We start from the raw sequence: 12,859 nt of genomic DNA, 5'->3' as shown, positions 1-12,859 counted from the left end.
TCAACTGTATCACCATCCGAGAATTCCCTGTCCCTATCCCTATCCCTATCCCTATCCCTATCCCTATCCCTTATCCCTTATCCCCTATCCCCGCTACTGAGATAGCTACCAGAATGTATGCACCATCCGGGCGGCCGTGAAATCGTACTTATTTCCAGTCCTGGCTGTACTCACTCGATAAGATTAATAGTCCTCATTTCAATTCTACTCAGCATGAAAGATAAACTGGGGAGCGAAGATATCCTGTGGGACCTTACCCACCTGTATCAGGACCAGAATGATGAAAAGATCGAAACAGACATCGACTCTATCAAAAAAAGGGTCACAGCATTTTCAACACACTATAAAGGAAAACTCGACGGTATTTCCCCGAATGAACTGCTCGATGCCGTGACCGAGATGGAAGACATCTATCAAAGATCAGTACGCATCAGCACATTCGCGTACCTCAATTTTACCACACGCACGGATGATGACCGGGCAGGCGCATTCCTGCAGAAGGTCCAGGAGATCTTCGCATGGGTCCAGAAGGAGATACTGTTCTTTGACCTGGAATGGGCTTCACTGCAGGATGACAAGGCCCGAACATTTCTCGATGACCCGTTGATCCGGAAATACCGGCACTACCTTGAAAAGCTCAGGAAATATCGTCCTCACCAGCTAACAGAAATTGAAGAGAAACTCCTGGCAGAGCTCTCACCGATCGGAACGAGCAGCTGGAACAAGCTCTTTGAAAAGGTCCTCTCCCAGATGAAATTCGGGAAAACAGGACGCGCTGAAGAAGAAGTCCTCTCAGACCTTTACAATCCTGACAGGGAGATAAGAAAACAGGCATCAGATGAACTTACAGAGGGACTATCCTCACAGCTTCACATACTGACCCACATATTCAACAACATCCTGGCCGACAAGATGATCCTGGACAGGCTGAGGAAGTACCCTGAATGGATCAGTTCCATGAACCTTGACAATGAACTGGATGAAACGATCGTAACGGCACTGGTGGATGCGGTGACAGCCAGGTATGACATCCCCCGGAGATACTACCGTCTGAAAAAAGCCCTGCTCGGGTACGATGAGCTGTTCGATTACGACAGGTACGCGCCATTACCCACATCCCCTGAAAGGACCGTACCCTGGAATGAAGCCAGGGAGATAGTCCTCAAGGCTTACCACGATTTCTCCCCCGAAATGAAGGATATCGCCCAACAATTCTTTGACGGCAATTGGATACATGCACCCGTTATGCCGGGTAAGAGGGGAGGCGCCTTCTCTGACCCCTGCATACCCGAGCTCCATCCCTATGTTATGCTCAATTACCTGGGAGATAAACGTGATGTTGAAACCATGGGTCATGAGCTTGGCCATGGCGTCCACCAGTATCTCGCTGGTAAACACCAGGGATTCCTGAACAGCCATACACCCCTTCCCATGGCAGAGACGGCATCGGTCTTCGGGGAGATGCTGGTGTTTCGCTCGCTGATGGAGAAGGCAAAGACGAGGGATGAAAAATTGACCTTGCTTACGAATAAACTTGAGCAGATATTTGCCACGGTGTTCCGTCAGGTCGCCATGAACCGCTTTGAGGATGTCATCCATAATGAGAGGCGCGATGTTGGTGAGCTCTCCTCAGAACGGTTCGGAGAATTGTGGATACATACCCAGAAGGAGATGTTCGGGGATACGGTCACGCTCACCGGGAATTATCATGTGTGGTGGAGTTATATCCCACATTTCCTTGAGGCGCCGGGCTATGTATATGCGTACGCATTCGGGGAATTACTGGTCCTTTCCCTGTACAAACAGTTCATGGAAGAAGGAGAGGGATTCGTTCCGAAATATCGGGAACTGCTTGCCTCAGGCGGGAAGGACACACCGGTGAAATTGCTTGAGGGTTTCGGGATACGACTCGATGACCCGGGTTTCTGGCAGGATGGGCTGGAAATTATTGACGGGATGCTGGAACAGGCAGAAAAGCTGGTGCAAGGGACATAATAACCATTTCCCGGTAATACAACAGGTGAATCAGGACCATCCTGTTTCATCCGCTCCTCCCAAAAATACTGACCCAATCTTCCGGTATGAATCCGGTTTTCCTTCCATCACCCGATATGAACCCGGGTTTCTTTCATCATCCGGTATGAATATGGTCATATCCCATCACCTATTTAACGCTCCACATTATTATAAGCCCTCATGCACAAACCCGAACTATTGGCACCGGCCGGGAGCAAAGATGCCCTTATCGCAGCAATTGGTAATGGAGCCGATGCCGTATATTTTGGCGGGGAGACTTTTAGCGCACGGCATGATGCCGGTCTAACGCTTGAAGAACTCAAATGGGCTATTGATTACACCCATGTCAACAAAGCAAAAGCTTATGTCACAGTCAACACCCTTGTCAAGGATACCGAATTCAAACGGATAAGCGAATATGTACAATTCCTATGCAATGCCGGTGCAGATGCGGTCATAGTGCAGGATATGGGTATCCTGAAATTGTTAAAGGACCAGCTTGTGCAACTGCCTGTCCATGCCAGTACACAGATGACCATCCACAATTCAGAGGGAGTACAATTTCTTGAGGACATGGGAGTAAAACGCGTGGTACTTGCCAGGGAGCTTTCCCTTGATGAGATACGGGCGATACGATCACAGACCAGCACCGAGATTGAAGTCTTCATTCACGGTGCGCTGTGCATCTCGTATTCAGGTCAGTGTTTGTTCAGCAGCATGATAGGGGATAAAAGCGGGAACCGTGGATACTGTACCCAGCCATGCCGGAGGAAATACACCATTGACGGAGCTAAAGGGCATCTTCTGAGTCCCAGGGACCTTAATATAAGCGAAAGGATCGGGAATCTGATAGAATCAGGTATCGATTCATTCAAGATCGAGGGCAGGTTGAAACAACCGGAATACGTGGCAGGTGTCGTACGGATCTACCGGGGTCTTATTGAGAGATATCTTGAAAATCCTGCGGATTTCCAGGTATCGTATGATGAGCAGCACACATTGCTCCAGCTTTTTAACCGCGGGTTCACACAGGGGTATTTTTTCGGGAATCCTGGCGGTACTCTGATGAGCAGGAAACAGCCGCATAACCAGGGAACGTACCTCGGGAACGTGGTCAAATACGACAGGGACAGAAAATTTGTCTATATAGATATTGAGCAGCCATTGAGGATAGGTGATGGAATCGGCACCCAGGGCCGTGGCACAGGAACCACTGTCAGAAGCATGTATATCAATAACCAGAGTGTAGAGACGACTCCGGCCTGTGCCACCGTCAAGATACCCATGGAAAAGCTCGTCTACAGTAATGAGACGGTTTTCAAGACATATGACTTCAGGCTCATGGAATCGTTGAGAATGAAAGATACAGGGAGAAAGATTCCTGTCAATATGTCCTTCACGGCAAAACGTGGTAAACCGTTGACGCTTTGCATTACAGACGGGGTGAACCAGGTCATCCAGAATGGAGATGTTCCCGAAAAAGCGATTGGTTCCCCCCTATCAGAAGATGCTATAATCCAGCATTTGAAGAAACTTGGCAATACATTCTTTGAGCCGGAAAATATTGTGTTCGAGTTCGACAATGATATTTTCATTCCCATTTCCCAGCTGAATACTCTACGCAGGTCTGCTGTAACAAAGCTTGAACATGAGCTTACAAGAAAATGGAAACGCAAGTGTAACAAACCAGAGATTATTCTTGATACCAGGGAAATTCAGACAAAGACAAAACCCCAGCTATCAGTAAATACCTGTTCTCTGGAATCCTTTATAGCAGCTGTTGACGGTGGTGCAGATGTAGTATTTTTCGGTGGCGAGAATTTTTCCGGCAGCAAACTCACACCAGAACATTACCGGACAGCCATTGAGTATGGTAAGCTCAAAGGAGTGGACGTGTATCTCAGCATACCACGAATTGATAAAAAAATGGACGAACTGGATACATTTGATAAATTGAATGATTTAAGTGAATTGAAACGGTCAGATGAATTGAAACGGTCAGATGAATTGAATCGTTCAGATGATTTCTCACATCATCGGAACCCGGATGGATATCTCGTAGCAAACCCGGGTGCCCTCTATCGTCTTCACCATTCCAATGTTAAATCCCTGGTAATTGACTATTCCTTCAATGTCTTTAACAGGCTGACAATGACACATTATCTTGAGTACTGCAGGAGAGTGACACTTTCACCTGAACTTACTCTGGATGAAATAAGACAAATGGCGCCCTATGGTCAGGTTGAATGTATTGTACATGGCTTTTTCCCGATAATGGTTCTGGAACATGACCTGTTGGGAGAATTGTTCCCGGACGATAGGGTGCATGAGGCTATCCTGGAAGATGAAAAGGGTTTTACCTATCCTGTAAGAACTGATGAACAAAAACGCAGCTATGTCATGAACTCCCGTGAATTATGCATGTTAGGTCATATCCCTGAATTAATTGAAGCAGGTGTCAGCTGCCTGAGGATAGAAGCAAAAACGTATGATGGAAAAACGACGGGAAAGGTGACGCAAAGTTATCGAAAAGCTATTGATAAGGGAACCATTGGGCATTGTGGGAGTACATACTCTACAGGACATTATTTCAGCGGGATTTTATAAGGATGTTTTATGTCGATAGTCCATGGTCACTGCTCAAATCGAAAAAGAGTAATAGATACTCAGATTATTATCCCATCATCGGCCAATAAAATTCCGCATCAAAAGAGTATTAAGCCATAATACCTATCCAAGAGAAGGTGAGAAGATGCCCAAACGAGAGGATATTCACAAAGTACTTATTATAGGATCAGGCCCCATCGTTATCGGCCAGGCCGCTGAATTCGATTATTCCGGCACACAGGCCTGCAAAGCACTGCGCCAGCTAGGGTTTGAGATTGTTCTGGTAAATTCCAATCCTGCCACAATCATGACCGACCCCGAGATGGCAGACACAACTTACATCGAGCCGCTCAACATCGAAACCCTGGAAAAGATCATCGACAAAGAGCGGCCTGACGCCCTGTTGCCGAACCTGGGTGGCCAGAAAGCTCTTAACCTGTCTACTGAACTTCATGAGAAAGGTATTCTGGAAAAATACGGCGTAGAGATTATAGGAGTGCAGATCGATGCCATAAAGCGTGGCGAGGACCGGACCACTTTCAAGGAAACAATGGATAGCGTCGGGGTTGAGACCGCGCGCAGTGAGACCACGTTCAGTGTTGAAGAAGCAGAGAGGATCGCAAAGGATATCGGCTACCCTGTGGTCATCCGGCCCGCTTACACCATGGGCGGGACCGGTGGCGGGTTTGCATACAACGTGGACGAGTTACGTTCCATTGCCGCCAGGGGTATTTCTGCCAGCCTCATCGGCCAGATACTTGTGGAAGAATCAGTACTCGGGTGGGAGGAGCTTGAACTTGAGGTCGTAAGGGACGCAAAAGGCAACAAGATAACGGTCTGTTTCATCGAGAACATCGATGCCATGGGCGTGCACACAGGCGACAGCTTCTGTAGTGCACCCATGCTTACCATTGACAAAACGCTCCAGGCGCGCCTGCAGGATTATTCCTACCGCATCGTGGATGCCATCGGTATTATCGGGGGCACCAACGTCCAGTTCGCCCATGACCCCAATACTGACCGCGTGGTCGTCATTGAGATAAACCCGCGCACATCGCGCTCATCAGCACTTGCCTCCAAAGCCACCGGATTCCCTATCGCGTTAGTGTCTGCAAAACTGGCAGGCGGCCTGTTGCTCGAGGATATCCCCTACTGGCGTGACGGCACGCTTGAAAAGTACACGCCATCAGGCGATTACGTGGTCATCAAGTTCGCTCGCTGGGCATTTGAGAAATTCCCCGGTTCGATAGATAAACTGGGCACCCAGATGCGCGCAGTCGGCGAGGCTATGAGCATTGGCAAGAACTACAAGGAAGCGTTCCAGAAAGCCATTCGCTCGCTTGAGATCGGGCGTTACGGTCTGGGATTTGCCAGGAACTTCCACGAGCTTTCACTTGACGAGTTACGAAAACGTCTGGTAGAGCCTTCTTCAGAGCGCCAGTTCATCATGTACGAAGCTTTGCGAAAGGGAATGCCAGTGGATGAGCTGGTCAGGATGACCCATATCAAACCCTGGTTCATAGAGCAGATGAAGGAACTGGTGGAACGGGAAGAAGAGGTGCTTGAACACAAAGGCGGCAAACTGCCGGATGACCTGCTCATCAAGGCCAAGAAGGATGGTTTCTCAGATAAGTACCTGGGCCGGATCCTCAGCGTACCAGAGCAGGCGATTCGCAATCAACGCCTATCCCTTGGATTGCACCAGTCCTGGAACATCGTACCGGTCAGCGGTACTGAGAATGCAGCTTACTATTACTCTACCTACAATGAAGGTGATGAAGTGCCGGTATCTGACCGAAAGAAGATCATGATAATCGGCGGTGGTCCGAACAGGATAGGGCAGGGTATCGAATTCGATTACACCTGCGTACACGCCGCCTTCACCCTGCGTGACCTTGGCTACGAGTCCATTATGGTCAACTGCAATCCTGAAACAGTATCCACAGACTACGATACTTCGGACAAACTGTACTTTGAGCCGGTTACGGTCGAGGATGTCCTGAGCATCTATAAAAAAGAAAAACCGGACGGTGCCATCGTGCAGTTTGGTGGCCAGACGCCCCTGAACATTGCAAGGGAACTCGAAGCATCGGGCGTGAAAATACTTGGTACATCAGTAAAGAGTATCGACCTTGCAGAGGACCGCGAGCAGTTTGCAGGCATTATCCGGAAACTTGAGATTCCCATGCCCGAACCCGGTACTGCCACTTCACTGGAAGGGGCACTGGACGTTGCACATCGTATCGGCTACCCGCTTATTGTCCGTCCTTCCTACGTGCTTGGCGGCCGTGGTATGGAAATTGTTTATGATGATGAGATGCTGAAAAAATACGTTGCCGGCGCAATTGAGATCACACCAGAGGCTCCTATGCTCATTGACAAGTTCCTTGAAGATGCACTGGAGTGCGAAGTGGATGCCATATCTGATGGCACGGATGTTTTCATCCCTTCCATCATGGAGCATATCGAACAGGCAGGGATCCATTCAGGTGACAGCGCGTGTGTGCTGCCTCCCGTCGGGATACCTGGTGAACAGATGGACACCCTCATGGAATACACGCGACGTATCGCAACCGAATTAAAGGTTATCGGGCTCATGAACATCCAGTATGCCATCAAGGACGGCAAGGTTTACATCCTGGAAGCTAACCCGCGGGCATCCAGGACAGTGCCTCTTGTATCCAAGGTCACAGGAATATCTATGGCACGAATTGCTACCCGGGTCATGCTGGGTGAGAAACTGGCAGATATTGATACACATCCGCGTACATATCCGCACTTCGGTGTCAAAGAGACCGTGTTCCCTTTCAACATGTTCCCTGAGGTAGACCCTGTGCTCGGGCCTGAGATGCGCTCAACGGGTGAAGTCCTGGGTATGGCGGATTCCTTTGAGATCGCTTTCTTCAAGTCCCAGGTTGCAGCCGGTTCTTCGTTGCCACTGGAAGGTACTGCACTGATAACCGTTGCATCCAGTGACCACAAACGGGCTCTGCCTGTTGCAAAGGAACTGGCCAGCATGGGTTTCAGGATAATTTCCACAGATGGTACAGCTTCTTTCCTGAAGGAGAATGGTATTGAATGCGAGGGTATCAAGAAATTGCATGAAGGCAGGCCAAATATTGTCGATGCAATGCACAACGGTGAGATACAGTTCGTCCTGAACACTCCAGTAGGCAAGGAGGGGGCCTATGATGACAGCTACATCCGAAAATCTGCTATCAAGTACAACATCCCCTACCACACCACCACTGCAGCCGCACTTGCAGCAGCAAAAGGTATCAGGGCTGCAAGAGAGAAACGTATCGGCGTCAGGTCGGTCCAGTCTTACCACCGCGATGTGAAGTGATAGAATATATAAGTGGTGTCAATAGAATAGTATCGATAGTAATTGGAAGTTAATTGAACAATAATCGATCGATAATTGAAAAGTACTATGAACATTATTATTGAACGATAGTATTGAGGTGAGCATACCATGGAATTTACTCTTAGTTTGTTAATTCTGTTGATAGGGATAGTGTACGGTATTGCCAACAAAGGTGCTCAAGATTACCTGCATATCCTGTTCAAGGGACTGAAGATTGGGCTAATATTGGGTATTATTGTGGGAATAATAGCTCTTGTGGTCGGCGGATTGACAGAAGGCATTGCAGCGGGAATTGGAGGGGGACTCATTGCCGGTCTGGCAGGTTCGTTCGTGTTCGTCATATTGATGTTAATAGTAACTATCACGTTCATCGTTGGCGTGCTAATCGGGGACATCATTGAGAAAGTACTGCACAAATAACTGATATTGATAAGTGTTTGTCACCACAGGGTCTGTGACAAATAGAGTTTTGGTTAATCAGTAATATCTACTATCTATGAGCAATCCCGCCCCCATATTGCAGGTAGCCCTTGACCTGCTCGAACTGGACCGTGCCATCCGGATAGCCTACGAAGCCGTAGAGGGCGGTGTGGACTGGATAGAGGCCGGCACACCCCTCATCAAAAGCGAGGGCATGTATGCGGTCAGGGCATTGAAAAGTAATTTTCCGGGCCATACCATCCTGGCCGACATGAAGACCATGGACACCGGCGCACTCGAGGTGGAAATGGCAGCGAAATCAGGTGCCGATATAGTTATTTTGCTGGGCAGTGCCGACGATTCCACTATAGCTGATGCCAGGAAAGCAGCAAACAAGTATGGTGTCAGGCTCATGTGCGACCTCATATCAGTGGCAGAACCGGTAGAGCGGGCCATGGAACTTGAAGTACTTGGTGTGGATATCATCAATATCCATGTAGGCATAGATATGCAGATGATGGGTCAGGACCCCATTGAAGTACTCAGGGAAATGAGGGACAGGATACACATTCCCATTGCAGTGGCAGGCGGCCTGGATGCAGGGTCTGTCGGCCAGGCTGTGGCGGAAGGTGCCGATATTGTGATCGTGGGAGGTAATATTACCCGCACATCCAATGTGACCAACTCTGCACAGAAGATACGTGATGGCATGGATTCGCCATCCTTATCCCCTGTGATTAAACATGATCTAGTGGCACAGACCAGGCAGCTTTTAATGGGGGTATCCACTCCCAATATCAGCGATGCCATGCACCGCAAAGGTGCCATGCACGGGCTCATCCCCATACATCCTGGCTTGAAGATGGTGGGACCGGCTGTTACGGTGCAGACCTTCGAAGGGGACTGGGCCAAAGCCGTGGAGGCCATCGATGTTGCCGGGGAGGGTGACGTGATAGTAATATATAACGGCGGCAGTGAACGCATAGCCCCCTGGGGTGAACTGGCTACCCTGAGTTGCATGAACCGCCGTATTGCCGGAGTGGTCATCGACGGTGCGGTACGTGATGTGGATGATATCAGGAAACTGGAGTTTCCCATCTTCGCCCGTGCAATTGTACCCAATGCCGGTGAACCAAAAGGTTTTGGCGAGATAAATGCCGAAATACAGTGTGGCGGCCAGACCGTGCGCCCCGGCGACTACATAGTGGGCGATGACAATGGCGTGGTGGTAGTACCCCGGGAACGCGCTTATGAACTTGCCCGCCGTGCCCTGGAAGTGGAAAAAAATGAGAGCCGTATAAGAGATGAAATTATCAAAGGTTCTACCCTGTCTAAAGTCATGCAACTGGAAAAGTGGGAAAAGAAATGAATCTCCACATCCAGCAGTCTATTACTTTAAACCGATGACCCCTGAATACACACTTTTATTATCCCCCATCTATCCTGGCATCCACCACAACATGCCAGACACCAGGTGAATATTTCTTAACCCTGTGCCAGTTAAGTATCTCAGCCTTTCGTCCCTGCTCACGTGCTTTGTTATGGATGCGTTCAAAGCTTCTGTCAGGCATCAGTTTTTCTGGCACTATCTCATGGTAATGCAGAACACCACCGTTTTTCAGGGCCCTGATCGCCTGTGGCAGGTAATGGTGCGTATTTCCTGCATAACCCATGACCACACGGTCTGCCACTGATACAGGTGTCTTTTTTGCACAATCACCCAGTATCGGTTCCACAATGTCTTCCACATGGTTCAGCCTGGTATTCTCAACAAGGAACTGGTATGATTCAGGGTTCAGTTCAATGGCAATGATTCTCGCAGGCCTTGAATGCACTGCCATCTGGATGGTGAAATATCCGATGCCTGCAAACATATCCACCACCACTTCCCCCCTGCCAAGGTTCCCCATCCGAGTCCTTTCATTAAAGTTACCCTTGCAGAACATGACCTTCGTGACATCCAGTTTGAACCGGCAACCGTTCTCGGTATGGATTGCCAGCGCCGGAGCATCCACCCCATCCCGCATGGATATAAGTTCACGGTTTGGAAGCCGTAATTCTCCTTCAATGCCTTTGTTAAGGTACACGCTCCTGCAATAGGGGTACATGGTAAGCAGCACATCACCGAACGTAGACCGGACCGGATACAGGTCAGGGTGCAATGCGACAATAACGACATCACCGAGTATCTGCCATCCCCCTGGCAGCAGTTTCAGTTCATCCTCCCCCAGATACATTTTCATCAGGTCTTGAAGGGCGCATGCGTTTTCATAATATTCAGGTTCTTCCTGTTGTATGCACGGGAATAGGGAAAATTCTGGCGGGATAGTATCGGTCACAGGGATCTCCAGGTCGTACCCCCGTACCTTTAACTTGCGCATGGTATCCATGTACCCGGCCTTGAGCAGTTGTTTCCTGAGGGTTTCACCCTGTCCTTTTGGAACCATTAATGCTTTCATAGTTCCCTCTATTTTGTTATCAGGGCAAAATGAATATCCTGTCCTCTATGGGAATGACCCTGACATCTTCACCGCCCGTACCGGTGAAATGCGCAGGTTTTTTTATCGTCACCTGTTTGAACGTGGAGGGATGCATTACCTGTACCGTATCCTGTTCAACCGAGACCACAACAGCATTACCCGCTTCCTTCACACCAGATACTTTATGTGCATCTTTCAACCTGTCAGTGTGCTCAGAGAACTCCAGCCCAGATTCCAGGTACATTCCGGTAGTCATTTTTCCACTGCGCTTGACCAGTACCATATTCTCGCCGACCTTGATTATATCTCCAGGTACTAACCTTGGCAGCCTGAGGCTGTATGTTATCCTGTAGATGTCCTTGCCGTCTTTCTTCCCTGCCAACGAAGGGGATTCTGAATACCTGCATCCGAACCGTTCCACTGCTGTGCGAACTGCCTGGCGCGCAGTATTATTGGAACCCAGGTATACATCTGTCCCTTCCGGCAGTTCCTGGATATTGGTGATAAATGATAACGTGTCTCCCCGCATGTACTGCCGGTCAACAATTTCCTCAACCAGTTCCAACATCTGCTGTTTCTCATCCTTATCAGGGAAACGTCCTTCTGCCCGTATCTGTATCACTGCCTCGTAGTACCCGCCAGCCATGCGGCTGCAGGCATCACAGGTCTCCTTTGAGATACGGACTTCAGTATATAGTTGCGATTGGGCTTGAACACCTTTCATGTCGGCTTTGATCGTGATATGTGCCCGGTAGATAGCAGGGTTGCTGCTGGAAAGAGTAATTGACGTGCTTACATCATGGGCTTGAGGGTCAATGTTCAGTGCCTGTTCGATGCCCTCATGTATCAGGTCTTCAATTTCCCTCTCGCGTTTTTCCCAACGCTTACCTTTTTTCACAGCTGCACATACAGGACAGATAATTGTACGAACCACCTGTGGAATGCTGGCCAGGGTAATGGTTCTAAGGAAACAGTCCTTGCATCTGCCATCGATTTGTTGCTCGCTGGGACGGCCGCACACGGGACATAACACATTATTCATGCTTTTCATCATGTTTCGGTTTGTTATTATGGGTTTCGATTGTATCGATGCCCTCCTGAATCCACAGAGCAATAAATTGCGACTGTAATTCCGATTTATTAGAAATTTTTATAACTCATAACCACATACTGCACCCATATATTCTACATGTTTCCCTTATCAGGGACGGAGGCAGTGCATGTTCAAGGCAATTATAGAATCTGAAAAACTCAAAGAAACCATCGAAGCCGTTTCAAGTATTGTTGATGAAGCTAAACTAAACCTGACTCCGGATGGCCTGACCATACGGGCTGTGGACCCTGCCAATGTGGCAATGGTATCCCTGACCATGAAATCCAGTGCCTTTGAGCAATTCACGGCCACAGACGGCGAACTGGGTGTGGACCTGAACCGGCTCAACGATATTATGGGTATGGCAGAAAAGGCAGAGACCGTTGAACTGGAACTGGAAGAAGAGTCCCATAAACTGGTGATACGGATGAGCGGCCTGACCTATAAAATCGCCCTTCTTGACCCTTCATCCATACGAAAGGAACCAAAAATACCCCAGCTGGACCTTCCCGCTTCGATCACATTAACAGGTAATGACATGAAACGTGCCGTCAAGGCTGCAGAAAAAGTGTCAGACCATATAAGTATGGGCGTGGACGGTGAGATATTCTACCTTGAAGCAGAAGGTGATTCGGACCGGATGCGCCTTGATATGCAAAAGGACCAGCTTATCGGTATGAAATCAGGGGTTGCACACTCACTTTTTTCTCTTGACTACCTGTCAGATATGGTAAAATCAGCCGGAAAGGCCAATGAGGTCACACTTGAACTGGGCAAAGACTTCCCTGTCAAGATCAATTTCAAGATCGCAGGTGGTAGCGGTGATGTGAATTACCTGCTTGCACCCAGGATAGAGTCGGACTAATTTATCCTATA

8 protein-coding genes are annotated in these 12,859 nt (G+C 48.8%); 6 read left to right on the top strand and 2 right to left on the bottom strand.

The features are described from left to right. The first annotated feature begins 213 nt into the window (after positions 1-213). From K0A89_04190 to K0A89_04170, 5 genes are all read left to right on the top strand, one after another. Positions 214-1,995, top strand: a complete 1,782-nt coding sequence (locus K0A89_04190; GenBank protein ID MBW6517685.1) for a M3 family oligoendopeptidase — start codon at positions 214-216, stop codon at positions 1,993-1,995. A gap of 201 nt (positions 1,996-2,196) precedes the next feature. After that, positions 2,197-4,623 carry a U32 family peptidase gene (locus tag K0A89_04185; protein MBW6517684.1) on the top strand — a complete coding sequence of 809 codons (2,427 nt, stop codon included), beginning with the start codon at positions 2,197-2,199 and terminating at the stop codon, positions 4,621-4,623. A 145-nt stretch (positions 4,624-4,768) separates the two neighbouring features. Continuing rightward, the gene (gene carB / locus K0A89_04180; protein MBW6517683.1) at positions 4,769-7,969 is read left to right on the top strand and encodes a carbamoyl-phosphate synthase large subunit; all 3,201 of its coding nucleotides are present in this window, start codon (positions 4,769-4,771) and stop codon (positions 7,967-7,969) included. Between the two features lie 129 nt (positions 7,970-8,098). Then, positions 8,099-8,410, top strand: a complete 312-nt coding sequence (locus K0A89_04175; GenBank protein ID MBW6517682.1) for a hypothetical protein — start codon at positions 8,099-8,101, stop codon at positions 8,408-8,410. Positions 8,411-8,486: 76 nt separating this feature from the next. Beyond that, positions 8,487-9,779 (top strand): bifunctional hexulose-6-phosphate synthase/ribonuclease regulator, encoded by a 1,293-nt coding sequence (locus K0A89_04170; GenBank protein MBW6517681.1) that lies wholly within the window; start codon positions 8,487-8,489, stop codon positions 9,777-9,779. A 58-nt stretch (positions 9,780-9,837) separates the two neighbouring features. On the opposite strand, the gene K0A89_04165 is transcribed toward K0A89_04170, so the two are convergent. Together K0A89_04165 and K0A89_04160 are read right to left on the bottom strand one after the other, a co-directional pair. Then, on the bottom strand, positions 9,838-10,869 hold the full coding sequence (locus K0A89_04165; protein ID MBW6517680.1) for a class I SAM-dependent methyltransferase family protein: 1,032 nt from the start codon (positions 10,867-10,869) through the stop codon (positions 9,838-9,840). Between the two features lie 19 nt (positions 10,870-10,888). After that, positions 10,889-11,932, bottom strand: a complete 1,044-nt coding sequence (locus K0A89_04160; GenBank protein MBW6517679.1) for a hypothetical protein — start codon at positions 11,930-11,932, stop codon at positions 10,889-10,891. A gap of 178 nt (positions 11,933-12,110) precedes the next feature. Between K0A89_04160 and K0A89_04155 the strand changes: the two genes are divergently transcribed. Next, a complete protein-coding gene (locus K0A89_04155; GenBank protein ID MBW6517678.1) occupies positions 12,111-12,848 on the top strand; it encodes a DNA polymerase sliding clamp in 738 nt (245 codons plus the stop codon). The last annotated feature ends 11 nt before the right edge of the window (positions 12,849-12,859 follow it).

The sequence above is a fragment of the ANME-2 cluster archaeon genome (assembly GCA_019429385.1).
Lineage (GTDB): Archaea > Halobacteriota > Methanosarcinia > Methanosarcinales > Methanocomedenaceae > Methanocomedens_B.
This window is presented reverse-complemented; position numbering and strand designations above follow the sequence as displayed.

Bases quoted from the DNA above. Each gene is read 5' to 3' on its own strand.
- K0A89_04190 (MBW6517685.1), top strand. From the start codon at position 214: ATGAAAGATAAACTGGGGAGCGAAGATATCCTGTGGGACCTTACCCAC.
- K0A89_04185 (MBW6517684.1), top strand. From the start codon at position 2,197: ATGCACAAACCCGAACTATTGGCACCGGCCGGGAGCAAAGATGCCCTT.
- carB (MBW6517683.1), top strand. From the start codon at position 4,769: ATGCCCAAACGAGAGGATATTCACAAAGTACTTATTATAGGATCAGGC.
- K0A89_04175 (MBW6517682.1), top strand. From the start codon at position 8,099: ATGGAATTTACTCTTAGTTTGTTAATTCTGTTGATAGGGATAGTGTAC.
- K0A89_04170 (MBW6517681.1), top strand. From the start codon at position 8,487: ATGAGCAATCCCGCCCCCATATTGCAGGTAGCCCTTGACCTGCTCGAA.
- K0A89_04165 (MBW6517680.1), bottom strand. From the start codon at position 10,869: ATGAAAGCATTAATGGTTCCAAAAGGACAGGGTGAAACCCTCAGGAAA.
- K0A89_04160 (MBW6517679.1), bottom strand. From the start codon at position 11,932: ATGAATAATGTGTTATGTCCCGTGTGCGGCCGTCCCAGCGAGCAACAA.
- K0A89_04155 (MBW6517678.1), top strand. From the start codon at position 12,111: ATGTTCAAGGCAATTATAGAATCTGAAAAACTCAAAGAAACCATCGAA.